The organism is Arthrobacter sp. SLBN-112, from assembly GCF_030944625.1.
Lineage (GTDB): Bacteria > Actinomycetota > Actinomycetes > Actinomycetales > Micrococcaceae > Arthrobacter.
This window is the reverse complement of record NZ_JAUSXY010000001.1, coordinates 1,189,868-1,215,003: the sequence shown is the minus strand read 5'-3', so window position 1 is coordinate 1,215,003 and position 25,136 is coordinate 1,189,868. Positions and strand designations below refer to the sequence as shown.

At 63.1% G+C, this 25,136-nt stretch carries 21 protein-coding genes and 1 pseudogene; 19 read left to right on the top strand and 3 right to left on the bottom strand.

Annotated elements, in window-relative coordinates; translation table 11 throughout:
* Nucleotides 1-4 precede the first annotated feature (4 nt).
* On the bottom strand, nt 5-820 hold the full coding sequence (locus tag QF050_RS05645) for an SDR family NAD(P)-dependent oxidoreductase (RefSeq protein ID WP_308929542.1): 816 nt from the start codon (nt 818-820) through the stop codon (nt 5-7).
* A gap of 303 nt (nt 821-1,123) precedes the next feature.
* Here QF050_RS05645 and QF050_RS05640 point away from each other — a divergent pair, with 303 nt between their 5' ends.
* Complete coding sequence (locus QF050_RS05640) at nt 1,124-1,822, top strand: FCD domain-containing protein (RefSeq protein ID WP_308929541.1); 699 nt, start codon at nt 1,124-1,126, stop codon at nt 1,820-1,822.
* A 144-nt stretch (nt 1,823-1,966) separates the two neighbouring features.
* Here the strand turns inward: QF050_RS05640 and QF050_RS05635 are convergent, their stop codons facing one another.
* On the bottom strand, nt 1,967-2,359 hold the full coding sequence (locus QF050_RS05635; protein ID WP_308929540.1) for a MarR family transcriptional regulator: 393 nt from the start codon (nt 2,357-2,359) through the stop codon (nt 1,967-1,969).
* Between the two features lie 46 nt (nt 2,360-2,405).
* Between QF050_RS05635 and QF050_RS05630 the strand changes: the two genes are divergently transcribed.
* The 14 genes and pseudogenes from QF050_RS05630 to QF050_RS05565 all read left to right on the top strand — a co-directional run bounded on the left by QF050_RS05630 (nt 2,406) and on the right by QF050_RS05565 (nt 18,200).
* Complete coding sequence (locus QF050_RS05630; protein WP_308929539.1) at nt 2,406-3,491, top strand: ABC transporter substrate-binding protein; 1,086 nt, start codon at nt 2,406-2,408, stop codon at nt 3,489-3,491.
* Nucleotides 3,492-3,671: 180 nt separating this feature from the next.
* Nucleotides 3,672-5,075, top strand: coding sequence for an amidase (locus QF050_RS05625; RefSeq protein WP_308929538.1), 1,404 nt, complete (start codon nt 3,672-3,674; stop codon nt 5,073-5,075).
* Nucleotides 5,072-5,770 carry a nitrile hydratase subunit beta gene (gene nthB / locus QF050_RS05620; RefSeq protein ID WP_308929537.1) on the top strand — a complete coding sequence of 233 codons (699 nt, stop codon included), beginning with the start codon at nt 5,072-5,074 and terminating at the stop codon, nt 5,768-5,770. Before QF050_RS05625 ends, nthB begins: the two co-directional genes overlap by 4 nt.
* A gap of 9 nt (nt 5,771-5,779) precedes the next feature.
* Nucleotides 5,780-6,424, top strand: coding sequence for a nitrile hydratase subunit alpha (nthA, locus tag QF050_RS05615; protein ID WP_308929536.1), 645 nt, complete (start codon nt 5,780-5,782; stop codon nt 6,422-6,424).
* A gap of 2 nt (nt 6,425-6,426) precedes the next feature.
* Complete coding sequence (locus QF050_RS05610) at nt 6,427-6,813, top strand: nitrile hydratase accessory protein (RefSeq protein ID WP_308929535.1); 387 nt, start codon at nt 6,427-6,429, stop codon at nt 6,811-6,813.
* Nucleotides 6,814-7,192: 379 nt separating this feature from the next.
* Nucleotides 7,193-8,263: a HoxN/HupN/NixA family nickel/cobalt transporter gene (locus tag QF050_RS05605; protein ID WP_308929534.1), complete on the top strand. Its 1,071-nt coding sequence runs from the start codon at nt 7,193-7,195 to the stop codon at nt 8,261-8,263.
* 439 nt (nt 8,264-8,702) lie between these two features.
* Entirely contained in the window at nt 8,703-9,944 is a 1,242-nt protein-coding gene (locus tag QF050_RS05600) for an ABC transporter substrate-binding protein (RefSeq protein WP_308929533.1), read from the top strand.
* Between the two features lie 8 nt (nt 9,945-9,952).
* On the top strand, nt 9,953-10,837 hold the full coding sequence (locus QF050_RS05595) for a branched-chain amino acid ABC transporter permease (RefSeq protein ID WP_308929532.1): 885 nt from the start codon (nt 9,953-9,955) through the stop codon (nt 10,835-10,837).
* On the top strand, nt 10,834-11,895 hold the full coding sequence (locus QF050_RS05590) for a branched-chain amino acid ABC transporter permease (RefSeq protein ID WP_308929531.1): 1,062 nt from the start codon (nt 10,834-10,836) through the stop codon (nt 11,893-11,895). The genes QF050_RS05595 and QF050_RS05590 overlap by 4 nt, the downstream gene beginning before the upstream one ends.
* Nucleotides 11,892-12,668, top strand: coding sequence for an ATP-binding cassette domain-containing protein (locus QF050_RS05585; protein WP_308929530.1), 777 nt, complete (start codon nt 11,892-11,894; stop codon nt 12,666-12,668). The genes QF050_RS05590 and QF050_RS05585 overlap by 4 nt, the downstream gene beginning before the upstream one ends.
* Nucleotides 12,655-13,410, top strand: coding sequence for an ATP-binding cassette domain-containing protein (locus tag QF050_RS05580; protein WP_308929529.1), 756 nt, complete (start codon nt 12,655-12,657; stop codon nt 13,408-13,410). Before QF050_RS05585 ends, QF050_RS05580 begins: the two co-directional genes overlap by 14 nt.
* A gap of 20 nt (nt 13,411-13,430) precedes the next feature.
* A pseudogene (locus QF050_RS05575) lies at nt 13,431-14,407 on the top strand (IS1380 family transposase); the annotation flags it as partial.
* A 972-nt stretch (nt 14,408-15,379) separates the two neighbouring features.
* On the top strand, nt 15,380-17,293 hold the full coding sequence (locus QF050_RS05570) for an alpha-amylase family glycosyl hydrolase (protein WP_308929528.1): 1,914 nt from the start codon (nt 15,380-15,382) through the stop codon (nt 17,291-17,293).
* A gap of 52 nt (nt 17,294-17,345) precedes the next feature.
* Nucleotides 17,346-18,200 carry a prephenate dehydratase gene (locus QF050_RS05565; protein WP_308929527.1) on the top strand — a complete coding sequence of 285 codons (855 nt, stop codon included), beginning with the start codon at nt 17,346-17,348 and terminating at the stop codon, nt 18,198-18,200.
* Here the strand turns inward: QF050_RS05565 and QF050_RS05560 are convergent.
* A complete protein-coding gene (locus QF050_RS05560) occupies nt 18,173-20,101 on the bottom strand; it encodes an FAD-binding monooxygenase (RefSeq protein WP_308929526.1) in 1,929 nt (642 codons plus the stop codon). The genes QF050_RS05565 and QF050_RS05560 overlap by 28 nt on opposite strands.
* Before the next feature lie 232 nt (nt 20,102-20,333).
* Here QF050_RS05560 and QF050_RS05555 point away from each other — a divergent pair, with 232 nt between their 5' ends.
* The 4 genes from QF050_RS05555 to hpaD are packed head-to-tail and all read left to right on the top strand — an operon-like array spanning nt 20,334 to nt 25,135.
* Complete coding sequence (locus tag QF050_RS05555) at nt 20,334-21,812, top strand: fumarylacetoacetate hydrolase family protein (protein ID WP_308932110.1); 1,479 nt, start codon at nt 20,334-20,336, stop codon at nt 21,810-21,812.
* Entirely contained in the window at nt 21,805-22,485 is a 681-nt protein-coding gene (locus QF050_RS05550) for a GntR family transcriptional regulator (protein ID WP_308929525.1), read from the top strand. The genes QF050_RS05555 and QF050_RS05550 overlap by 8 nt, the downstream gene beginning before the upstream one ends.
* 21 nt (nt 22,486-22,506) lie before the next feature.
* Entirely contained in the window at nt 22,507-24,018 is a 1,512-nt protein-coding gene (gene hpaE, locus QF050_RS05545) for a 5-carboxymethyl-2-hydroxymuconate semialdehyde dehydrogenase (protein ID WP_308929524.1), read from the top strand.
* A 31-nt stretch (nt 24,019-24,049) separates the two neighbouring features.
* Nucleotides 24,050-25,135, top strand: a complete 1,086-nt coding sequence (hpaD, locus tag QF050_RS05540; RefSeq protein WP_308929523.1) for a 3,4-dihydroxyphenylacetate 2,3-dioxygenase — start codon at nt 24,050-24,052, stop codon at nt 25,133-25,135.
* Nucleotide 25,136 lies beyond the last annotated feature (1 nt).

The window sequence follows — 25,136 nt, the reverse complement described above, 5'->3', positions numbered from 1 at the left end:
CAGATTACTGGCCGATGGAGGCTGTCAGGCCGCCATCTACGGGCAAGCAAACGCCGTTGACGTACTTCGACTCGTCGGAGGCCAAGAAGAGTGCCGCCTGGGCTACGTCAAATGATGTCCCCATCTTTCCGGTCGGGCTAAGAGCGTGGCGGGCCTCAAGCATCGCTTCAATGGAGGGGTAGTTGCCGGCAATTTGCTTGTACATCATGGGTGTTTCGATGAAGCCAGGCGCGACGGCGTTGGCACGGATGCCCTTATCGGCGTATTCAAGGGCCAGGTTGACCGTGAACTGAATCAGGCCACCCTTTGTCGCGGAATAGCTCGGGTAGTTGTATCCCAGGTAGCGCATGCCGCCGACCGAGGCGATGTTGACGATGCTGCCGTAGCCCTGTTCGAGGAAGATCGGCAGAACATGCTTACAGGTGATGAATGCACTCGTGAGGTTGACCTTCATGACCAGGTCCCAATCCTCGAGAGTCATCTCGACGGGACCGCCCATCCGCGCGATGCCCACGTTGTTGTGGAGCACGCTTGGCTTCCCCACCTGGGCAACACACTCCCGGACAGAAGCTTCCACTGCCGCGTTATCCGAAACATCCGCTACCGCACCGCCCACGGAAATCGAGAGAGCCTTCGAATCTTTCAGCTCCTCCAGTTTTTCAACCGAGCCCTTCACTGCATCCGGGGACACATCCACCACAAATACGTTGGCACCCTCTTCGGCATACGTCAGCGCCGCGGCCAGACCATTGTTGATCTCCCCGCCTACGGACCCACCGCCGAAGACGATGGCCGTCTTCCCTGCCATACGTGCTGTCATAACGTCTCCTTTGTCGATTCTGAATTTCCAAAACGAAGGCCCGCACAACCTGCGGGAGCTTTGCCGAACGGCTCCGCTTGAGCGTGGCGCCCCAGTGGAGCTAAAGCTTCCCGGACGGCTGCTCCTCCTAATCAGGGGCGGCATGGTTGCCTAAACCGCCATGCGGTCACTCCCTGCGTAATTTTGGTACTACCAAGGTGGTGCTGTCAAGGACAACTTGTTCCAAATCCAAGTACCATAAGGTCAAAGGGGACAGTTGGGGGGCTGTTTGGTATCGCCAACGGCTACACGGGAGGGATTCAGATGGAAGACAATCTTCTGGTCAAACTGCTGAACCTGGTGGAGGAGGCTGGCCCTGACGAGCGAATTCCGTCAGAGCGAGATCTTGCGGTCCAGTGGGGGACGTCGCGCACCGCTCTGCGTCACCGGCTCAGGATGCTCGAAGCCATGGGCGCCCTCGAGAGGAGAGGCGGGGCAGGCACATACACCCGCACTGTGAAACCGCAGGATGTGGCAGCGGCCCTGAAGATAGGCCTGCATTCCTCGGCCCTGTCCTCCGCGTCGGCTTTCCAGCCGGTTCGGGTCGCGCTCGAACGGCAGGCGGCCAAGATGGCGGCGGAGGACTTCAAGCCCATTCCTGTAGCGCATGCAGAAGATGCTGTGATGCGAATGGAAAAGTCCACAACGCCTGATGACCTCTACGCGGCTGATCTCGATTTTCACCGCGCAATTTTCCAGGCATCCGGTGATCCTTCGTTGATCTTCTTCTCCAGCGCGGTCGGTGATCTCATCGCGGACTCTGTGAGTTCCCGCCGTTCGAGAATGCTTCGGCTCGCCAACGATCTGGACGAAATGAGGGTGCTTCACCGTGCCATCCTTGAAGCGGTCAAGGCCAAGGATCCAGCCGCCGCCATGGCCGCCATGGACAGCCACTTCGACAGAATCGATTCACTGGAGATTGACGACCTCCGGTCCGGGGCTACCGCGGACGAGTTGGCCTAAGACGTTTTGACGCCGCTGCCCTGCAGCGTGCCTGCAGCCCTCATCCCTTTCCAGGAGACAGGGCGAGCAGTCAGGTAGGTGCCTTCGATGCCGCTGCCGGGGAAGAAACAGCACAGGGCCGGCCGCAGAACAACTGGGGTGCAGTCAGGCGCGGGACGAAACCAGCGCCTCGGGCAATTTTCCTACCCGCGCCGAGAGCAGCGCGTTGGCACGCAGCAGCCTTTCTTTTCCCCTCTGGGAGAGGTGAACGATCGCCTTTCTTCCGTCATCCGGCGACGGTCGACGAAAGACGAGGCCGTTGTCGGTCATTTCGTCAATGAGCCGTGTCGTGGTGGCGTGCGGAATAACCTGGGATTCCGATATTTCACCCATTGACATACCGTCAGCCTGTGACAAGCACATCAGGATCCGCCACAAATCTTCCCGCAGATTGTCTTCACCAAGAATTCTGTTCAACTCTTGAGCGGTGCGGCGGGCAGCTGTGAGGAATTCGGCCAGTTCGGCGGTGGCATTGTCGATCAGCTGAAGGTCTTCCACTCCACGGCCCCTTTCCATATGGAACCAGCAAATCTACATTGAAAAGATGCCAGCAACTATACCGATGCTCGACTCACTTGAGGCGATGCTGCACGGGCCGAACCCGGGCGCGTTCCGGGTGGGTCTGGTCTTTCCGTTATCGGGGGTATTGGGAGTTACCGGACCCACCGTTCTTGACGCAGTCTCCTTGGCAGCCCATGAGCTCAATGCCGCTCGGTCCGGACGCGCACGCAAATTGGAACTGATTCTCGTAGATTCCGGGGCTCCCCCGGCGCAAGTCGCCGCCCAGGTCCGGGACCTCGCAATGAGCAAGTCGGTGGAGGCTTTCATTGGCCTGCATACGAGCCAGACGCTCGAACACGTGGAGCAGTCCCTTGGCGCTGCCGTGCCCTATATTTTCGCCGCGGGACATGAGGGCGCCTCCCGCCTGCCGGGCTTCTATTGTGTAGGGGAAACGCCCAACCAATCGGCGGACAGCCTTCGATGGATCATGGCGGCACGCAGTGTCAGCGAATGGGCAATATTGGGTACCGAGTACATCTGGCCTCGAATGGCCCGGGACTTTGAACGCCGTCAGATCGAGGCGAGCGGCGGCAGGGTCGTCTTGGACCGGCTGATACCCCTCGGCGCAGTGAAGTCGAGCATCCGGGCCTTACTGCAAGAGGTTGCTGCCAGCGGCGCCAAGGGCCTGATAGTCAATATGCCGGGGCGTGATCTGATAACAGCTCTTCGCGCAGCCCGCGCCTGTGGTCTGGAAAAGCGACTCGTTATTTTCTCCCCGGGATCCCTGGACGAGAATCTCCTTTATGCGCTCGACGGGGACCGCAGCGGCAACCTGTATGCATCCATGCACTCGTTCCACGCCGTGGGCACCGACCGCCGCGCTGACCTGAACGATCGCTACCGGTTCATGTTCGGTGACTCCTCCCCCGTCCTCACCAGCTGGGGCGAACACGCCTACGATGGAATGCATCTTCTGGGGCAGCTGGACGACACCGGCGCCTTGGACGTAGCCAACCTGGGTACGCCCGGAGGGGTGCCGCGGGTCCAGGGTCCATCAGTAGTTGCCCGGGAGTACCGGGCTCACCTGGCTGTCACTGCCGGCCTCTCCTTCGAGGTCATCGACGTCTAGGGTCCCGACCCCGGTCTTTTTCGGATTCGCGTTAACAAACCCTTTACTTTTGGTGCACTTGACGGAAACATCTTCCCCATACCTTTCCATATGGAAGGAGTTGGGCGCCGCGCGCCCGACGTACAGGAGGAAAAAGTCTTGGTTAATCATGAGGAAATCTGTTTCCTTGAACTAACAGAAGTGGCCGAGCTGATCCGGTCCCGCCAGATCAGCGCATCGGAAGTTCTAGACGCAACTCTGGAGCGAATCGCCGATCACGACCAGGTTTTGGGAAGCTATGTCACGGTGATGGGCGACGTTGCCCGCGCTGCGGCAGCCAAAGCGGACAAAGAGATCAGCCGAGGCAATTACAAGGGCCCCTTGCATGGAATTCCACTCGGCATCAAGGACCTCTGCTACACCACCGATGCCGTAACAACGGCCGGCATGCCCATTTTCAATGACTTCACCCCGCCCTATGACGCAACGGTCGTGACACGTTTCCGTGACGCGGGTGCAGTCAAGAGGGTAGTCATGGTCGGCAAGCTGAAGATGACCGAGGGTGCCTACACCGAACACCATCCCCAAGTAGCCGCGCCGGTCAACCCCTGGGACGCGGAAACGTGGGCCGGGGTATCGTCCAGCGGCTCCGGAGTTGCCGTAGCAGCCGGGCTGTGTTTTGGTGCCACCGGCTCGGACACTGGCGGTTCCATCCGGCTCCCCTCCAGCATGAATGGGGTTACCGGGCTCAAGCCCACGTGGGGCCGGGTCAGCCGCTACGGTGTCGTTGAATTGGCGGCGAGCCTTGACCACGTAGGGCCCATGGCCCGGAGCGCGCGCGACTGCGCCGCCCTGCTGGAGGTCATGGCCGGGGCGGACCCGAACGATCCCACCGCGTCCCTGGAACCCGTTCCGTCATATGCAGCCAATCTTTCGCTGGCAGCTCCGCCCCGTGTAGGGGTTGACTGGACGGCGATGGCGTCCTTCGACGAGACCACCCGCCAGATGCTCGTTGATACTGTAGTTCTCCTTGAAAGCCTTGGCTGGCCCGTTGTCGAGCTCCGTCTACCGGACCTGGCCGCGATCTCGGAGGCTTTTGGTCCGCTCCTCGCGGTTGAAACTGCCCTTGCACATGAGGACACTTTTCCGGCACGAGCCGCCGAATACGGAGAGGCTCTCGGCGACTTTATTGAAGCGGGCAGGGCGAGCATGGCCGTGGGCTACCAGAAGCTGGTCAAGCAGCGGATGGCATTCGTTGGGGAGTTCCGTCGGGTCTTCCAGAAGGTTGACCTGGTCCTGATGCCCGGAGTCGGCTTTGCTTCCCCCACGCTGGAAAAGCTCAGCACCCTGGGCGAAGACATGGAACTCTTCGCTGCCCTGCTGACACCTACTGCGCCCTTCAATATGACCGGCAGCCCCACCATCACGCTGCCGGCGGGCTTTTCACCTCGCGGGACTCCACTGGGTGTCCAGTTCATCGGCCGCGACTTCTCCGAGCAGCTGTTGCTTCAGGCCGGGCATGCATTCCAGTCCGTGACTGACTTTCACACGAAACACCCGCCGATGGCACAAAAGGCACGTCAACTCGAAAGGGCAGTGTTATGAGGGGTATCCATGATGTAGGAGGCGCCGACGGTTTCGGGCCCATCCTTGTTGAAGAGAACGAACCAGTCTGGCATGCGGAGTGGGAAAAGGCTGCCTTTTCCTTCTTCGCGCAGTGTGCCATCGCCGGCTACTTCAACCTCGACGAATTCCGGCATTCGATGGAGAAGATGGATCCTGTCGAGTATCTATCCCACCCGTACTATGCGCATTGGATGCACTCGTTCGAGGAATACCTTGCACGTGACGACTCCACGTTCACAGCGGAGCTGGACCGCCGGACGGCCGAGTATCGGAAGTCCCCTGAGCTTCCGCTGCCTCCAACCGTCAACCACGAGCTCGCCGACACCATCGGCGCGCTGGCCTTTGCCGGCGCACCCACGCGCCGTGATGTGGACCGCCCAGCTGGTTTCAAGATCGGGGACCTGGTCCGGGTCTCCGGATCCGTTCCGGTAGGCCATACGCGCAAGGTGGGGTACGCGACCGGCCGGGTGGGAACCATCATCTCTTCGCACGGCAGTTTCGTCTTTCCGGATACCAACGCCCACGGCGGCGGCGAGGCGCCGGACTACGTCTATTCCGTCCAGTTCTCGGCCGAAGAACTGTTCGGGGAGTCAATCGGTGACCCCAAGGCGAGGATCATCTGTGACCTCTGGGAGCCTTACCTCAGTCTCGCCAGCACCACCTCAAACACCTAGGAGACAAAAGTGACTGACTTTATCCATGCCTTCAGCGGCCCGGTCGTCCCCGCTGCCACAGCAGAGTTTGACGAGTACATGACCGCAAGAGTCAAAGCAATGGAAGCAATCCTCATTGAACGCGGTGTCGTTTCCGAAGAAGCAGTTGAACGCATCTCGAACATCTACGAACACCAGGTGGGCCCCCAAATCGGAGCCAAGGTGGTGGCCAGGGCGTGGACCGAGCCCGACTTCAAGGCCCGGCTTCTTGAAGACGCGACAGCAGCCTGCGCCGAAATGGGCGTCAGCGGCCTGCAGGGCGAGGACATGCTCGCGGTCGAAAACACCGATGAGGTCCACAACGTGATTGTCTGCACCCTGTGCTCCTGCTACCCGTGGCCAGTTCTCGGCCTCCCGCCCAACTGGTACAAGAAGGAGGCCTACCGAAGCCGCGTCGTCCGTGACCCCAGGTCGGTCCTGAAAGAATTCGGCCTGGACCTTGCTCCGGAGAAGGAAATCCGGGTATGGGATTCCAGCTCCGAACTGCGCTACTGGGTGCTCCCCCAACGGCCGACAGGGACCGAAGGCCTGTCCGCTGAGGAACTCGCCGAACTGGTAACCCGGGACTCGATGCTTGGTGTAGGCGTGGTCGCACCGGCCAAAGTGGGTGCCTGATCATGTCACAGTGCCAAACCCTGTCCGAAGAAAACATCCAGGACATTCACGTGAGCAGCGCCCGGACACCCCGGGACGGAGAGGAAGCCTTCCGGCTTCCCTGGGAGCTGCGTAGCTTCGCACTGGGCGTCGCCTACTACGAGAACGCCAACTTCTCCTGGAGCGACTTCCAGTCCAGCCTGATCAGAGCCATCGACAAGGCTGAAGACAAGAACAAACCGGAGCACTATTACGCTCGTTGGGTCGAAGCACTCGAGGCACTTCTAGCCGAACGCGGCGGCCTCGATCTCGAAGAGGTCGACCGCCGCACCCGGGCGATCCTCGACACGCCACGGGATGACACGCACAAACATCCACACGGTGACGACGACCACGGCCACGTCCACTAATCGACCTGCATTGCTGCTGGGCCTCGCCCTGCGCGTGGCCCCGCACCGGATCCTGCTACAAGGCAGGGCCGCACTGCGCGGCCTCACGCGCACTCGCTGTGCGTCGCCGTCAGCCATTCCCGTCCGAGAAAGGACACCCAGTGACTCAGTGGATCCCCGCTGCTCCCTCCCGGCAGGGCCTCCAGACCCACCGGCCGGAACCCTCCACATCGGGGGCGGGGGCCAACCTCAACCAAATCAATGTTGTCCGCGGCCGAGGCACCTGGCCGGCGCAGACACCGAACCATGATGAAAGTTCTTGTTCCGCCGGCAGTCCCGAGACCCACGGGCCACGCCGATGACAACGATGATCTCACCGGCCGCGGGACGTGGCCAGACGATGGCATGGAGCCGAGGGGAAAAGCGCCGTATCGCGGCGATCATAGGAGTTATCGTCGCACTTCACCTCGGAGGTGTCGTCCTCTATCTGGCAGGGCAAGGAGAACTTGCCGGCGCCGGCGGTCTGGCCGGCGCCGGTGCTCTTGCCTACGTTCTGGGCATGCGGCACGCGTTCGATGCTGATCACATCGCGGTCATCGACGACACCACCCGGGCCATGATGTACCGGGGACGCCGCCCCGTCGGGGTGGGCTTTTTCTTCGCCATGGGCCATTCCTCCGTCGTCGTCATCCTGGCCCTGTTGATCTGGTGGGGTGCCGGAGCAATTGACGAAGGGGCCCTGGCCACCGTCACCGACGCCGGAGGAAAGGTGGCAGCGGCGGTTGCTTTCTTCTTCCTGGTCCTCGTCGCAGTCCTTAACGGTTCAGTCCTGCGCGGGCTTCGTGCTCTGTGGCGGGAGTCGAAGCAAGGCAGACATGATGGCAAGCGCATCGACCAGCAGCTCGCATCCCGGGCCCTGGTCTCCCGGCTCCTTGGTTCCCGCGGCCGGTCAATGATCACATCCTCATGGCACCTCTACCCGGTCGGCCTGCTGATGGGCCTGGGGCTGGAAACTGCAAGCGAAGTGGCCCTCCTAGCCATGACTGCATCGGCCACCGACGCCGGAAGCGTTTCCCTCCTGGCTGTACTCAGCCTGCCCCTGCTGTTCGCAGCCGGCATGAGCACCTTTGACACCGCTGACAGCCTCATCATGACCAAGCTGTATTCCTGGTCCCACCGCGACCCCGTGCGTACTCTGTTCTTTAACATCGCCACCACCACCATGACCGTCGTGATCGCGCTCGTTGTCGCGACCGTTTACGCGAGCGGCTTGGCCTCCCAGCTCTTAGGCTGGGCGTGGCTGGAGCCAGTAGCCGCACTGGCCGAGCAATTCGAGCTCATGGGCTACATCATTGCTGGAATCTTTGTGCTCACCTGGCTGGTGGCAGCCCTCATCTGGCGCAGCCAGTCCGGCAGCAGTGCTCTCCGGACGGCGGCTTCGGCGACTCACGGGAGTGATCCCGGAGCCTGAATCCAATCCGACTCTGACCCGGGCTTCTACTCCCCTCGAGCCAGGAAGCCTGGCCATATCTGCAGACAGCGGGACGTACTTGTTTTCAAAGGCAGGCGGTATTCGTTCTGGTCCTCGCAGCTACCCAGAGCGGGATAGCGGGCGCCCGGATCTGCCGCAAGCGTGGAGGAACGGCCGCGTTTCTACCTCTGCGAAGTGACCGCCGTGCACCTTCCTGACGTCAGCCGGCCGCGGCTCCGGGGTGCACCACGAGACACTGCCGCCGGCGCGCCACTGCCTCACCTCTTCTGCCATATTTGCCCGAATCCCGCCCTTGCTATGGCGAAACGCCACCCCGTGTGTGACAGTGGTTGCACCAACCCTTCCATTTGGAAGTACCAAGCAGAATTTCCCGGCCGTTTCAAGGCCTAATCTTTCGCATCGCACATCAGGAGCAAGCATGAAAATTTCGAGCCGACTGACCCTGGGGGCCATCACGGTTGCCACCGCACTGGTCGCAACCGGGTGCGCCACTCGCGGCGACACCTCCGAAGGGCAGGCTTCGGCTGCCCGTACCGCCCGCACCAGCTGCGACACGAACGGTGTAGCCCAGGGCATCACGGACAGCAAGATCAAGCTTGGAATGTTCACCCCATTGACCGGGCCGCTTGCGGCCCCGGGCAACGGCGCACTGAAGGGCTTCCAGTTCGCACTCGACAAAGTTAATGCGGCAGGAGGCGTGCAGGGCCGTCAGGTGGAAGTCGTCGCCGAGGATGATCAGTATGACGCTGCAGTAGCGCAGCAGGCAGCGCGGCGTCTTGAGACGAGCGAAGGCGTATTCGCGTTTGCAGGCGGCATAGGCACACCAAACTTCGTTGGTGTGCTGCCCTTCATCAAAGAAAAGCACATACCATCCGTGGGCCCATATGCTCCTTCCAACCAGGTCGGTGTCATGCAAAACCCGGACGTTTACATGATCTGGCCAAATTTCATTGACGAATACAACGTCGCGCTGAGCTGGCTGATGAAGGAGCAGAAGCCCGCGAGCATCTCCTTCGTGCAGCAGGTGGGGGACGTCGGCGACGACGCACTGAGCGGCATAAAGAAGGCCCTTGACGGCAGCGGGCTGACGATTGGGACAACGCAAACAGTCGAACCGACCATGACCGACTTTTCGGCGGTTGCACAGGCACTGAAGAACAAGAACTCCGAGCTGGTCGCGCTGGTGGCGGGCCCGGTCGTCGTTGGCCAGGTCATCGCGGCCATGAACCAGATCGGCTACAAGCCGAAACTACTTGCCCAGTCTGACATCACCGATGAATCCTTTCTGTCGGAGTACGGGAACGTGGTGGAAGGAATGACCGTACCTACGAAGGTCGCGCCGTTCGCCAGCGATGATCCGCTGGTCCGGGAGTTTGTCTCTGAGTACACCAAAACCACAGGAACAGCCCCCACGATGTGGAACGCCGTCGGCTACACCCAGGCACTTGTCACCCTCAAAGCCTTGAAAGACGCGCCGGCTCTGACCCGGGATTGCCTTGCCTTTTCCCTCGAAAGCATGAAGGACTTCAAAACCGGCCTGATCCCGCCGGTCACCTTTGGTCCCAATTCCAGGCAGGGAACCAATGCCGTCGGTGTAGCCCGCATCGAAGACGGCAAGGCCGTGCAGGTCGCGCCGTTCCAAACAGTGACAGGCAAGTAGGACATCGCGTGCAGTTGTCCGGACTATTACAAATACTCCTAAGCTCGCTCGCCACGGGGGCGCTGTACGCTCTGCTTCTGTTTGGCATGCTCATCGTTTACCGCGTCAGCAAGGCAGTGAACTTCGCTCACGGAGCTCTGGGAATGATGGCAGCCTTCATCACCTTTACCTTGGCTGCCCGCACTCAGCCCCTTTGGGTAGGAATCCTTGCAGGCTTAGCCGCCGCGGCTGTGATCTCCTTTGCCACTGATCGGTTCATCCTTGAACCGATCAGTCGCAAAGCGGGCCGCGACGGACTGGATCTCGTGGTGACTCTGGGCATCTTGCTCCTGCTGACAGCTGTCGCCGAAGCACTCTTTGGCACGACCACCCGTTCATTTGTTCCCTTGGGCACTGATGTCCCGGTGGAAATAGGCGACCTGTTCCTGAACCTCAATCAGGTCGTGGTGACCCTCGGCGTCCTCGTGCTACTCGCCGGCTTCGCATGGTTTCTCTCAAAGACACAGTTCGGTCTGGCAATGCGGGCTGTTGCCACCGACCCGGCGCTGGCCAAAAGCATGGGCCTGAACGTCAGCCGCGTCCGAGGAGCTACGTGGGCGTTCGCCGGGCTGACCGCGGGCGTCGTCGGAATCGTTGTGGCCAGTCGGCTGTCTTTGGACGCCTATTACATGACGCCCTTCCTCATTAAGTCTGTCATCGCAGGAATTATTGGCGGGCTCGACCGTTTCGTAGCTCCCCTGACGGCTGCCTTTGGCCTGGCCCTCTTCGAAGGCCTGGCGACTTACGCCATTGGCACCAACTACGGCACACCCGCGGTGTTCATCGTCGTTATCCTGCTCCTCGCCGTGCTGCCCAAGCGTTTCCTGTCCGAGAAAGGAGTCGTACGCGTATGACTCAGGCAAAAATACACGCAGATTCCGCCACCACCACGGGTAACGGCTGGGCGCTGCCCCTTTCACCAGGGGCAAAAGAAAGAATCACTCACCTGCTGGCCGGGCGCCGCAGGAGAACCATCATCACCGTGGCACTCTTCACTATCGTCGTGGCGCTTCTACCCTTCTTTCTGGATCCTTACTGGCTTTATCTGGCGTCGTCATGGATGGCGTACACCATTGCCGTCATGGGTGCCCGGGTTTTATTCGGGATCACAGGGATCTTTTCGTTGTCGCAGGCGACGTTCGTTGGAATCGGCGCCTACACGGCGGCTGTAGGAGCAACGGTGCTCGGCCTCACAGGCCTCTATGAAATCGTCCTGGTCATAGGTGTTTCGGTGGCTGCGGCGCTTCTGGTTGGAATCCCAGCGCTGCGGGTCAGCGGACTGCGTCTTGCCTTGGTGACGCTCGCCGTGGGCGAGCTGTTCCAATGGTGGATCCGTGAGCAACGGGCGGTTACCGGCGGCCTTCAAGGCCTTCCGGTCGCCTCCTTCTACATTCCGGGGCTGGAGACTGACAGCCCCTACTTCCTTTACGGTTTGTGCGCTGTCTCGGTTGGCCTGGCCACCGTCGTTCTGGCGCGAATACCTCATACCCAGTTGGGCAGGAACATGGCGGCAGTGCGCGAGTCGCAATTCGCAGCCCGTTCCGTCGGGGTCAGTCTCTCGCGCACCAAATTGGCCGCCTTCGTCGTAGCCGGTGTCTGCGCGGGAGTGTCAGGTTTCCTGGTTGCCCATCTGGTCGGATCGGTGACGCCGGCCACCTTCGGACTTTTTCCGTCGGTTTACATCCTGGTGGGGGTCATCCTTGGCGGCTCAGGTTCCACCCTGGGCGCATGGATTGGCGCGGCCTACGTGTCCCTGGTCCCGCCGCTGTTCAGCGCCCTTGGCCAAGACCGCCTCTACGTCCTGTTGTCCGGCGCACTGCTTGTAGCGCTCATCTACTTGCTGCCCGGTGGAGCTGTGCAGCTCAAGAATATATTCAGCCAAAGCAAGAACACCGGAAAGGTCACTCCATGACCATTCAGTTGGAAATCAAGGATGTGGGCGTGAGTTTTGGCGGATTAGTCGCTCTGCATAATGTGAACCTCCACCTCAAGGGGCCAGGAACAATAGGCCTCATCGGTCCAAACGGGGCAGGTAAGAGCACCCTGCTTAACGCACTGTCCGGGTTTGTTCGTCCAACAGAAGGCACCATCCTTCTCGACCAGGAGGACATCACCGCGCTTTCACCGGAACTTCATGCAAAAGCCGGGGTGGTGAGAAGCTTTCAAACTGCTCAGCTGCTGGAAGATGAAACCGTCATCACCAATCTGCTACTGGGACGCCAGCGGTTCAGCGGCGCCGGCGCGCTTCGGCAACTCTTCGGGTCTGCCCGCCATCGTAAGTCCGAACGCGCCTGGTTGGGTCAGGCCTACGCAACCCTCGACCTGCTCAAGCTCGTTGACTACGCCGACGCCCAAGTCTCATCCCTGTCCACGGCTACCCGCCGGTTGGTCGAAATCGGGCGTGTGCTCATGGCCGAACCCCGGGTGATATTCCTCGATGAACCAGCCGCCGGCCTTGACTCAGGAAGCCGGGAACAGCTTGCCGCTATCCTTCGTGACCTGCCCTCCAAAGTCGGATGCCTCCTGATCCTCGTAGAACATGACGTCAACATCGTCCGGAAATCATGCGACCGATGCATCGCACTGGTAGCCGGAACTGTCCTTGCCGAGGGTCCAACCGACCAAGTGCTTGACCGTCCAGACGTTCGCCTTGCCTATTTCGGAGAATCACATGCTCTCGCTTGACCATATCGAAGCCTGGTACGGCCGCACACAAGCCCTCTTTGACGTCTCTCTCACCGTGGTTCCAGGGCAGGTTCTTGCACTTGTCGGAACCAACGGTGCCGGTAAGTCCAGTACCGTCAAAGCCACCCTTGGTCTTATCAAGACCCGTGGGACGGTCACTATGTACGGCACAGACGTATCGTCTTGGCCGACACATCGCCGGGTCAGGGAAGTAGGGGTTGGCGTCGTGCCGGAGGCCCATAGCCTCTTTTCGGCCATGACAGTACGCGAAAACATGATGGTCGGCCAGACCAAGGCCGCGATCAGGAATCTCGACATGACGCTGGATCTCTTTCCAATGCTTCAATCGCGCACTACCACCGACGTTGGAGCGCTGTCAGGCGGGCAACGCCAAATGGTGGCCCTGGCTCGTACTTTCATGCGGGATCCAAAAATCCTCCTGCTCGATGAACCCGGGCTGGGTCTGGCTCCGGTTATCGTGGATGAAATCTACGCCCAGATCCGCTCGCTGCTGAATCCCAACCTCGCCGTGGTCCTCGTGGAACAGAGCGCAAGCAGAGTCGCAAACCTCGCTGACGACGCGATGCTCATCTCTATCGGAAGAAGCCGTGAACAAGTGAAGGCCAGTGACAGTGACGGCCTCCGACGTTTGGAATCCATCGCATTCGGCGGCAAGAACGGAACCACCTCACACGGAGTTTCCGCCCGCTCTGCGCCCACAGACCTACAGCAGGAGATTTAGCCGCTCGTTTCCAAACGGCTATCGACGCGACCCTCGTGACCTCGCACTCGGACAAGGAAAACATCGCCGGAACCTACAAAGGCGGCTACGGATTCGCCCCCTTCATCGCCTCCTGTGACTACGGCGCCGGCAAGGGTTCCGGGGAAATCCTCGCCGCCGTGCTGCGTCCCGGCAACGCCGGAGCGAACAGCGCCGAGGACCACTTCCGGGTCTTCCACACCGCCGCAGCCCAACTGCCCGAAAGCCTCCACAACGACACCGGAGCCCTGACCGGGGAGAAGATCCTGGTCCGCACCGACAGTGCCGGGGCCTCACGGAAATTCCTCTGGCACCTGCACGGCCTCGGCGTGCAGTTCTCCACCAGCTACACCCTCCCGTTCGGCAGGGCCCACATGATCGACTGGATAAACGACAAGGAGTACTGGCAGCCGGCCCTGACCAGACCGGCAACGACCGCACCGATGCGTGGGTTATCAACGCCACCGACGTCATCCCGTTCACCGACTACCCGCCGGGCACCAAACTGTTCCTGCGGGCCGAGCCGCTGCACCCCGGAGCCCAGCCGACCCTGCTCGATACCGACGGGCACCGGATCACCGCGATGCTGACCAACTCACCACGCTGGCACGGACCGTTCCTGGACGCCCGGCACCGCGCCCGCGGCCGGTGCGAGAACAGGATCAATACCCTGAAAAACACCGGCCTGGGCAAGCTCCCGTTCTTTGATTTCGCCGTGAACCAGGCCTGGGCAAACATCGCAGCCCTCGCCTTCAACCTGGTCTCCTGGCTCCAGCTCGCAGCCCTCCCGGACGGCCACCGCTCCAAAGCCTGGGACATCAAACGCTGGCGCTACCGGCTCTTCGCGACCGCCGGGAAAATCATCACCCGAGCTCGCCGCCACCGGCTCCTGCTCCCCGAATCAGCCCCAGAAAAGGACCTCCTGAAACTGCTCCTGGCCAACACCAGTGACCTCAAACAGTTGCTGTCCTCGGGCTGAACAGACCCTCATCCCGTCCCGACGAACAGCCCCATGAACCGGCAGTGGAACCGGCGCCAACCCCAAGACGAACCAACGGGCCACACCACACTGCCCGAAAACAGAAAACAACCGCCAGCCACCCACCAGCCCCAACTCAACGGGCATCACCGGCCATCATGAAAAATCGGGGTTAGAGTCCTCTTTGCCCTTTGCAAAGGGCTGGCAGGGGCCGAGTCATTAGACGCTCGAACTGCCTCGCGGCGAGAATCTAGGGGCCGGGTCGAGGAATTGACCCTTCGTTACCCGGCCCCGGTTGCGGCCTATCCCCGTGCCCTAATGAACGCACCTCTTTTGCTCCTAGGACCTGGGCTGTTGGCCGTCCTCGCAAGGCTCCACACTCTTCGCGCTCATCAGAGCTCCATTTCTAAGCGGTGAGCAATCGGCGACGGCGGAAGGCACTATGCAAGCACCAGATGAATCGAACGAGGCCGGGAGCTATCGGCAAGGCCCACGTGCTGCTCGCTCCTCGGGCATCTCCTACACCTTGACTTGGGAAAGTGCCAACCAGAGCCGGCAAGTAATCCTCGGCGGGCACCACTCCACTGAGACTGATGAAGCAACCACGCTGATCAAAAAAACGTCCCTTGACGACAGGCACGGGCCGGGTGAGGCATGTAGTGACGCCTGGGAAGAAGAAGGCTCAGTGCGGTTGATTGCCCGGTCAGGGCACACCCCAGCCTGACGTCAGGGATGCCAGCCAAACACGTCAAGATAGGGCTCTATTTTCGTATTCCTTACTCGCCGCCCAGAAAGTCTTAGGATCCAACCTGGCAGATGTTGCGTAGAGCGAGGCGCGGAACCCCCCGCTGGGAACCGCCACGTGGGAGTCACGCAGCAACCCGGAACGCGTTCGGCCGAATGTGACGTGGAATACTTCCGTACAGGTGCGCGGCCGGGAGGTCCGGCGGAATTGCGGAAGGGGCCGGTCACATGCAGGAGTACGTCAACGAGAACGAAGAAGCGCGCCGGCACGTGCTGTCAGCGTTGTCACGGGAACACGAACACGGCCTGCGCCGGGACGCGGACTTTGACCGGCGCCTCGACGAGCACTTTCCCACCCTCCGGAGCCTGTTCCATTCCTTGTACGGTGCACGCCAGGACTGGTTGAATCAACTCACTGACCTAGTACTCCAATGCGCACGGTTCTGGCAGGAGCGCTCCCCGGAACTGAAGGCCCTGGATGCCAGCCGCGAACAGACGCCGGACTGGTTCCAGTCCAACCGGATGCTCGGCGGGGTGTGCTACGTGGACCGCTATGCCGAGAGCCTCGAAGGGGTGCGGGCCCGCATCCCGTACTTCAAGGAGCTGGGCCTCACCTACCTGCACCTCATGCCCCTGTTCCTGGCACCAGAGCCGCACTCGGACGGCGGTTACGCGGTCTCCAGTTACCGCCAGGTCAACCCGGTACTGGGCACCATGGAGCAACTGCGCGGCCTCGCCGCCGAGCTCAAGGCCAACGGGATCAGCCTGGTGGTGGACTTCATCTTCAACCACACCTCCGACGAGCACGAGTGGGCGCGCAAAGCGGCCGCGGGGGATCCCGAGTACAGCGACTACTACTGGATCTTCCCGGACCGGACCATGCCGGACGCGTTCGAGGCGAACGTCCGCGAGATTTTCCCCGAGAACCACTCCGGATCCTTCATCCAAATGGAGGACGGCCGCTGGGTTTGGGCCACCTTCCACACCTATCAGTGGGACCTGAACTACTCCAATCCCGAGGTGTTCCGGGCCATGGCGGGCGAGATGCTGTTCCTGGCCAACCAGGGCGTGGACATCCTGCGCATGGACGCCGTGGCGTTCATCTGGAAGCAGCTGGGCACCCCGTGCGAGAACCTGCCCCAGGCTCACACGCTGCTGCGGGCCTTCAACGCCGTGTGCCGGCTGGCGGCGCCGTCGCTGCTGTTCAAGTCCGAGGCGATCGTGCACCCGGATGAGGTGGCGCTGTACATCGACCCCAAAGAGTGCCAGCTTTCCTACAACCCGCTGCAGATGGCGCTGATCTGGGAGTCCCTGGCCACCCGCGACGTCTCGCTCCTGGCCCAGGCCCTGGAACGCAGGCACAACATCCCGGACGGCACCGCCTGGGTGAACTATGTCCGCAGCCACGACGACATCGGCTGGACCTTCGCCGACGAGGACGCGGCCGAGCTGGGCATCAACGGGTTCGACCACCGCCGCTTCCTGAATTCCTTTTACGTCAACCGGTTCCCCGGCAGCTTCGCCCGCGGGGTCCCGTTCCAGGACAACCCCAAGACCGGGGACTGCCGGATTTCAGGGACGACGGCTTCACTGTGCGGCATGGAGGTTGACCCGGCCGAGGCGGTGGAACGGATCCTCCTGGCCCACTCGGTGCCGTTCAGCACCGGCGGCGTCCCGCTGCTGTACCTGGGCGATGAGGTGGGGCAGCTCAACGACTACGGCTACGCCGCCGAACCGGGCCACGGCGATGACAGCCGCTGGGTGCACCGCCCGCACTACCCGGCGCAACAGTACGCCCGGCGGGACGACCCCGCCACACCCGAGGGGGCAGTGTACGCAGGCATCAAGCGGATGATCGAGGTCCGCGCCGGCACCCCGGAACTGGCCGGAACCACGCTGGTGGATTTCGCCACGAACAACCGCTCCGTGCTGGCGTACCAGCGGCCCGGCGACGGGGAGGGCGGCAGCGTCGTCCTGGCGCTGGCCAACTTCAGCGATTCCGCCCAGGCGCTGCCCGGGGAAACCTTCGGCGGATACTTTCCTGCCGCCGTCGACCTCCTCTCCGAGGCGGCCCTGAACCTGCACGACGGCGTCACGCTCCTCCCCCGGCAATACCTCTGGCTGCGCGTCACCCCGGCGTAGCATCGCGGACCCGTTTTCCCAACGGGCCCGCGCGCGTGAAACCATACGGATCATGGCCTCCAAGATTGCGTACCAGGGTGAGCCCGGTGCCAACTCCAATATCGCGTGTCAGCAGATGTTCCCGGACTTCGAAAGCGTCCCGTGCGCCAGCTTTGAGGACGCGTTCGAGCTGGTGACCACCGGCGAAGCCGACCTGGCCATGATCCCCATCGAGAACTCCATCGCCGGACGGGTGGCGGACATCCACATCCTGCTGCCGCAGTCCAGCCTGCAGATCGTGGGCGAATACTTCCTGCCCATCCACTTCGACCTGCTGGGCATCCCGGGCAGCACCATCGAGGGCGCCACCGAGGTGCACAGCCACATCCACGCCCTGGGCCAGTGCCGGAAGCTGATCCGCGACCACGGCCTCAAGCCCGTCATCGCCGGCGACACTGCAGGGTCCGCCCGCGAAGTGGCCGAGTGGAACGATCCCCGCAAGCTCTCCCTGGCTCCCCCGCTGGCGGCTCAGATCTATGGCCTCGAAGTCCTGGCCTCGCGCGTGGAGGACGACCCCTCCAACACCACCCGCTTCGTGGTCCTGGCCCGGGAAACGGCACTGCCGGCCAAGGACGAACTCCCCGGGCCGGCAGTCACCAGCTTCGTGTTCCGCGTCCGCAACGTCCCTTCCGCGCTGTACAAGGCACTGGGCGGCTTTGCCACCAACGGCGTGAATATGACCCGCCTGGAGAGCTACATGGTGGGCAACGAATTCGCGGCCACCATGTTCATGGCCGACGTCGAAGGCCACCCCGAGGACCTGCCGCTGAAGCTGGCCCTCGAGGAACTGGACTTCTTCACCACCGAGGTGCGGATCCTCGGCGTGTACCCGGCCGCGGACTACCGGGCTGCCGCAGCCACCGCCTGACGCGGTTCCTTCACGGGTGCCGGGCGCTTCAGCAGGGGGCCGAAGAACCCACCGAGTTCCGCCGTTGCGGTGAGCGGCAGGACGTTCGCCACGTACTGGTCCGGCCGGACCACCACCACGGCGCCCGCACGGTCGATGCCGCGGAGCTCGAAGATGTCCGCCTTGGGATCGGTGGCGTACACCTTTTCGTAGTCGGTCAACTTGAACGGGCCCACCTGCGGCTTGAACACGGCAGGCACCGCATTGATGTCGACGGCGGTGTGCGGCTGCTGGTAGATGACCTTCAGGTCGAACCACGCATCCGGGTCGGCGCCGGCCGGGGTGGCAGCCAGCGGTGAGTCCGGTGACGTCGCGAACCAGTCCGCCAGTGTGTCCGTGGCGGAGCCGGTGCCGGGCAGCGCGGGATCGGCGAAGACGTAGATCCGCCACCGTCCGTCAGCTGTGGCGTGGTGGCCAAGGTGGATGGGGTTGGTGTCCCCCACGCGGACTGCGGGCGCCGACTTGAAGCGCTTGCCCACCGGGAACCCGGCGGCCAGCTCCTGGTGATCCGCAGAACCAATGATCAGGGACGGCGCGTACTGGGTCATGAACCCGGCCGGGAACTCCGCCGTCTGCACGTAGAAGTCCTCAAGATCGGAAGGGTGCTCGAACTCCTCCGGCTTCTTGGCCATCATCGTGGACCATTCCTTGTCGAAGTCGATCAGGTTCTTGGCTACCACCTGGCGCTCCTCCGAGTAGGTGGACAGCAGGCTCTCCGGGCTGCGCCCCTCCAGGACGTGTCCCAGCTTCCAGGCGATGTTGAATCCGTCCTGCATGGAGACGTTCATGCCCTGGCCGGCCTTGGCGCTGTGGGTATGGCAGGCGTCGCCGGTGATGAACACCCGCGGGGTCCGCGTGCCGCGGTCCGCCGGCAGGACGTCGTCGAACCTGTCCGTGAGTCGGTGGCCCACCTCGTACACGCTGTGCCACGCCACGTTCCGCACATCCAGCGTATAGGGGTGCAGGATGGCGTTCGCCTTGGCAATGATCTCCTCGATGGTGGTGTTCCGGACGGAGTGCTGGCTGTTCGGGTCCACTTCCCCCAGATCCACGTACATCCGGAAGAGGTGGCCGCCTTCGCGCGGGATGAGCAGGATGCTGCCTTCGGCGCCCTGGATGGCACACTTGGTGCGGATATCCGGGAAATCGGTGACGGCGAGGGTGTCCATGACGCCCCAGGCGTGGTTGGCCTGGTCGCCCGCGAGCGTACAGCCGATGGCCTGGCGCACCTTGCTGCGGGCGCCGTCGGCACCCACCACGTATTTAGCGCGGACAACGCGCTCCTGGCCCTCGTTGGGGCCGGAGGCGTGGACAAGCCGCACGGTGACCGGGTAGTCACCTTCGCCTGTGACCTCCAGTCCCTGGAAGCCGTAGCCGTAGTCGGGCTTCATCCGGGTGGGTGCGTTGGCCATGTACTCGGCGAAGTAGTCCAGCACGCGGGCCTGGTTCACGATCAGGTGCGGGAACTCGCTGATGCCCATTTCGTCGTCCACGGCGCGGGCGGTCCGGATGATGTTGGCGTGGTTTTCGGGGTCCGGCTTCCAGAACGCCATCTCGGTGATCCGGTACGCCTCGGCAATGATGCGCTCCGCGAAGCCGAAAGCCTGGAAGGTTTCCACGCTGCGGGCCTGGATTCCGTCCGCCTGGCCGATGGCGAGCCTGCCGGGGCGGCGTTCGATGATGCGCGTGGTCACGTTGGGGAACATGGACAGCTGGGCGGCGGCGAGCATGCCCGCCGGACCCGTGCCCACGATGAGCACGTCCACTTCGTCGGGGAGCTCCTCGGGGCGGTTCAGGCCGACGCCGGCCGCCGGCTGGACGCGGGGGTCACCGGATACGTATCCGTGGTGGTGGAACTGCACGGGATGTCCTCACTTCGTTGTGGATGATAATCTCCGCAGGGTGTTCTATATGAGAACAGGAGATTCGATATTAGAAACTGAACGACTTGGTTTCCACTGTACGCCCGATGTGATCGAGCCGACAAGTACCGTCGCGGAAGCCCGTAAATAAGCGATATTGCGGGGGTTGACGGATACGGCAGCATGCGCGATAGTGATCGTATACGATTTCGTACCTGATGAGGAGAAGGCTTTGGAGCAGGTCAACGGCGACACCCTGGCAGCAGCCCGCAAGGTGATCGCAGTGCACATCAACTACCCCAGCCGGGCCGCGCAGCGCGGCCGCACGCCGGCCCAGCCGTCCTACTTCCTCAAGCCTTCCAGCTCGCTGGCCCTCAGTGGAAGCCCCGTGGAGCGTCCGGCCGGCTGCGAACTGCTCGGCTACGAGGGCGAGATCGCCCTGGTGATCGGCAAGGCCGCCCGGCGCGTGCGGATCGAGGACGCCTGGAGCCACGTTGCCGCCGTCACGGCCAGCAACGACCTCGGCGTGTACGACCTTCGCTGGGCGGACAAGGGCTCCAACCTCCGTTCCAAGGGCGGGGACGGGTTCACCCCCGTGGGCCCGGCACTGCTTCCGGCAGACGCCGTCGACCCCTCAAAACTGCGGATCCGGACCTGGCACAACGGTGACCTGGTCCAGGACGACACCACCGGGGACCTGCTCTTCCCATTCGCCCGCCTGGTGGCGGACCTGTCCCAGCTGCTCACCCTCGAGGAAGGGGACATCATCCTCACCGGCACCCCGGCCGGCGCCTCCGTGGCGAAGCCCGGCGACGTCCTGGAGGTTGAGGTGGAGACGATCGACGGCGCGCTCACCACCGGCCGGCTGGTCACCACCGTGGAGGAAGGTACGACGGCGTTCGCGGACTTTGGTGCCCAGCCCAAGGTCGATGACCTGCAGCGGGAGGAAGCCTACGGTTCCCGCGAGGCCGCCGGCCTGACACCAGAGGCGGAGGCCGCCGTCGGGCCTGCCCTGCCGCCGGAGCTGAAGGCCAAGCTCGAGTCGGTTGCCACCGCCACCCTGTCCTCCCAGATGCGCAAGCGCGGCCTCAACAACGTCAGCATCGACGGGCTCCAAGGCACCCGCCCGGACCGCCGTGTGGTGGGCCTCGCCCGGACGCTCCGCTACGTACCCAACCGCGAGGACCTGTTCAAGACCCATGGCGGCGGATTCAACGCCCAGAAACGGGCCATCGATTCCGTGAACGAGGGTGAGATCCTGGTCATGGAGGCCCGCGGCGAGAAGGGCACCGGCACGGTGGGCGACATCCTGGCCCTGCGCGCCCAGGTGCGCGGTGCGGCTGCCATCATTACCGACGGCGGTGTCCGCGACTACACCGCGGTGGCCGGACTGGACATGCCCACCTGGTTCGCCAACCCGCACCCTGCCGTGCTGGGCCGCCGCCACATCCCGTGGGACACGGACATCACCATCGCCTGCGGGGGCGCCACCGTCCAGCCCGGCGACATCATCGTGGCCGATTCCGACGGCATCCTGGTGATCCCGCCGGCCATCGCCGAAGAACTCGTCGAGGACTGCATCGCCCAGGAAAGGGAAGAAACGTTCATCTTCGAGATGGTCCAGCAGGGCAACAGCGTGGACGGCCTCTACCCGATGAACAAGGAATGGCAGGCAAAGTACAAGGAATGGGGAGGGCAAGCCGATGACTGACACGGCGACCGACCTCGCCGCTGCCACTCCCGGCAGCAAATCCGAGCAGGCCTACCAGGCCGTCAAGGCCCGGATCGTGGAAGGCACCTACACCCCCGGCTACCGCCTGGTCCTGGGTTCCATTGCGAAGGACCTCGGCTTCAGCGTGGTCCCGGTGCGGGAAGCCATCCGCCGGCTCGAGGCCGAAGGCCTGGTGTCGTTCGAACGCAACGTCGGTGCCACCGTGGCCGGGATCGACCCCACCGAATACCTCTACACCATGCAGACCCTGAGCATCGTCGAAGGCGCCGCCACCGCCATGTCCGCCCCGCTGATCGATGCGGCGGCCATTGCCCGAGCCCGCGCCGTGAACCAGGAAATGCGCGAATGCCTGGACCACTTCGACCCCGTCCGGTTCACCCGGCTCAACCAGGACTTCCACAGCGTCCTGTTCGAACACTGCCCCAACCCGCACATCCTGGACCTGGTGCACCGCGGCTGGAACCGGCTCGCCTCGCTCCGGTCCTCCACCTTCCGCTTCGTCCCCGGCCGCGCCCGCGAGTCGGTTGAGGAACACGAAAACCTGCTGAAGCTCATCGAAACGGGAGCCGACGCAGAACAGATCGAAAAAGCCGCCAGGCTTCACCGCTCCGCCACCCTGGACGCCTACCTCGCCCAGGCCAATAACCTCTGACCCGCAGATAGGACTTCAACGATGACGACCTCAGTAGAAACCAGCACGCACTACGTCCCCGAGGACCTCCCCACCCACATCCAGCACTTCATCAACGGCGAGTTCGTTGACTCCGTGGGCGGCAAGACCTTCGACGTCCTGGACCCGGTGTCCAACCGGAACTACGCCACCGCGGCGGCCGGCCAGAAGGAGGACATCGACCTCGCCGTGGCCGCCGCCCGCGAAGCCTTCACCAACGGCCCGTGGCCGAAGATGAAGCCGCGTGAGCGTGCCCGGATCCTGAACAAGATCGCCGACGCCGTTGAAGCCCAGGAAGCACGCCTGGCCGAACTGGAAACCTTCGATACCGGCCTGCCCATCACCCAGGCCAAGGGCCAGGCCCTGCGCGCGGCCGAGAACTTCCGGTTCTTCGCGGACCTGATCGTGGCCCAGTTCGATGACGCCATGAAGGTCCCCGGTTCGCAGATCAACTACGTGAACCGCAAGCCGATCGGCGTCGCAGGCCTCATCACCCCGTGGAACACCCCGTTCATGCTGGAGTCCTGGAAGCTGGCCCCGGCGCTGGCCACCGGCAACACCGTGGTCCTCAAGCCCGCCGAGTTCACCCCGCTCTCCGCATCCCTGTGGGCCACCATCTTCAAGGACGCGGGGCTGCCCGATGGTGTCTTCAACCTGGTCAACGGCCTCGGTGAAGAAGCGGGCGACGCCCTGGTCAAGCACCCGGACGTCCCACTGATCTCCTTCACCGGCGAGACCACCACCGGCCAGACCATCTTCCGCAACGCCGCCGCCAACCTCAAGGGCCTCTCCATGGAACTCGGCGGCAAGTCCCCGTGCGTCGTCTTTGCCGACGCCGACCTGGACGCTGCCATCGATTCCGCCCTGTTCGGCGTGTTCTCCCTCAACGGCGAACGCTGCACCGCCGGGTCCCGCATCCTGGTGGAACGCGCCATCTACGACGAATTCTGCGAGAAGTACGCCGCCCGGGCCAAGAACATCGTGGTGGGCGATCCACACGATCCCAAGACCCAAGTGGGCGCCCTGGTCCACCCGGAACACTACGAGAAGGTGGCGTCCTACGTGGAGATCGGCAAGTCCGAAGGCCGGTTGCTGGCCGGCGGCGGCCGCCCCGACCACCTGCCCGAAGGCAACTACATCGCACCCACGGTCTTTGCCGACGTCGCCCCTGACGCCCGGATCTTCCAGGAGGAAATCTTCGGACCCGTAGTTGCCATCACCCCGTTCGAGAACGACGACGAGGCCCTCGCCCTGGCCAACAACACCAAGTACGGCCTGGCCGCCTACATCTGGACCCAGAACCTGACCCGGGCCCACAACTTCTCGCAGAACGTCGAGGCCGGCATGGTGTGGCTGAACAGCCACAACGTCCGCGACCTGCGCACCCCGTTCGGCGGCGTCAAGGCCTCCGGCCTGGGCCACGAGGGCGGCTACCGATCCATCGACTTCTACACCGACCAGCAGGCCGTGCACATCACCCTCGGCACCGTCCACACCCCTAAATTCGGCGCCTAGCCCGTACCCCTTTCAAAGAAGAGAGACCATCATGACCAACTTTGTTCCCACCCCCACCGTCCCGGCTCCGGACATCGTCCGCTGCGCCTACATGGAAATCGTGGTCACCGACCTCGCCCGGTCCCGCGAGTTCTACGTCGACGTCCTGGGCCTGCACGTCACCGAGGAAGACGAGAACGCCATCTACCTGCGCTCCCTGGAGGAGTTCATCCACCACAACCTGGTGCTCCGCAAAGGCCCCATCGCCGCCGTCGCAGCCTTCGCCTACCGGGTGAAGTCCCCCGCCGAGGTGGACGCCGCCGAGGCCTACTACCGCGAGCTGGGCTGCCGGGTGGAGCGCCGCAAGGAAGGCTTCACGAAGGGCATCGGCGATTCCGTCCGCGTTGAGGACCCGCTGGGCTTCCCCTACGAATTCTTCTACGACGTGGAGCACGTGGAACGCCTCACCCAGCGCTACGACCTCTACTCCGCCGGGGAACTGGTCCGCCTGGACCACTTCAACCAGGTCACCCCGGACGTCCCCCGCGGCCGCGCCTACCTCGAGGACCTGGGCTTCCGGGTCTCCGAGGACATCAAGGATGCCGACGGCGTCACCTACGCGGCCTGGATGCACCGCAAGCAGACCGTCCACGACACCGCCCTGACCGGCGGCAACGGCCCGCGCATGCACCACGTCGCGTTCGCCACCCATGAGAAGCACAACATCATCCAGATCTGCGACAAGATGGGCGCGCTGCGCATCAGCGACCGGATCGAACGCGGCCCCGGCCGGCACGGCGTCTCCAACGCGTTCTACCTCTACATCCTGGACCCTGACGGCCACCGCATCGAGATCTACACCCAGGACTACTACACCGGCGACCCCGACAACCCCACCATCACCTGGGACGTTCACGACAACCAGCGCCGCGACTGGTGGGGCAACCCCGTGGTCCCGTCCTGGTACACCGAGGCCTCCCTGGTCCTGGACCTCGACGGCAACCCCCAGCCCGTCATCATCCGGGAAGAAAAGTCCGAGATGGCGGTGACCGTGGGCGCCGACGGATTCTCCTACACCCGCAAGGACGGCGCCCCCGAAGGCGACCGGACCGGCTTCAAGCTGGGAGCGCAGCTGTAGC

Bases quoted from the DNA above. Each gene is read 5' to 3' on its own strand.
- QF050_RS05645 (WP_308929542.1), bottom strand. From the start codon at position 820: ATGACAGCACGTATGGCAGGGAAGACGGCCATCGTCTTCGGCGGTGGG.
- QF050_RS05640 (WP_308929541.1), top strand. From the start codon at position 1,124: ATGGAAGACAATCTTCTGGTCAAACTGCTGAACCTGGTGGAGGAGGCT.
- QF050_RS05630 (WP_308929539.1), top strand. From the start codon at position 2,406: ATGCCAGCAACTATACCGATGCTCGACTCACTTGAGGCGATGCTGCAC.
- nthB (WP_308929537.1), top strand. From the start codon at position 5,072: ATGAGGGGTATCCATGATGTAGGAGGCGCCGACGGTTTCGGGCCCATC.
- QF050_RS05610 (WP_308929535.1), top strand. From the start codon at position 6,427: ATGTCACAGTGCCAAACCCTGTCCGAAGAAAACATCCAGGACATTCAC.
- QF050_RS05605 (WP_308929534.1), top strand. From the start codon at position 7,193: ATGGCATGGAGCCGAGGGGAAAAGCGCCGTATCGCGGCGATCATAGGA.
- QF050_RS05600 (WP_308929533.1), top strand. From the start codon at position 8,703: ATGAAAATTTCGAGCCGACTGACCCTGGGGGCCATCACGGTTGCCACC.
- QF050_RS05590 (WP_308929531.1), top strand. From the start codon at position 10,834: ATGACTCAGGCAAAAATACACGCAGATTCCGCCACCACCACGGGTAAC.
- QF050_RS05585 (WP_308929530.1), top strand. From the start codon at position 11,892: ATGACCATTCAGTTGGAAATCAAGGATGTGGGCGTGAGTTTTGGCGGA.
- QF050_RS05580 (WP_308929529.1), top strand. From the start codon at position 12,655: ATGCTCTCGCTTGACCATATCGAAGCCTGGTACGGCCGCACACAAGCC.
- QF050_RS05570 (WP_308929528.1), top strand. From the start codon at position 15,380: ATGCAGGAGTACGTCAACGAGAACGAAGAAGCGCGCCGGCACGTGCTG.
- QF050_RS05565 (WP_308929527.1), top strand. From the start codon at position 17,346: ATGGCCTCCAAGATTGCGTACCAGGGTGAGCCCGGTGCCAACTCCAAT.
- QF050_RS05550 (WP_308929525.1), top strand. From the start codon at position 21,805: ATGACTGACACGGCGACCGACCTCGCCGCTGCCACTCCCGGCAGCAAA.
- hpaE (WP_308929524.1), top strand. From the start codon at position 22,507: ATGACGACCTCAGTAGAAACCAGCACGCACTACGTCCCCGAGGACCTC.
- hpaD (WP_308929523.1), top strand. From the start codon at position 24,050: ATGACCAACTTTGTTCCCACCCCCACCGTCCCGGCTCCGGACATCGTC.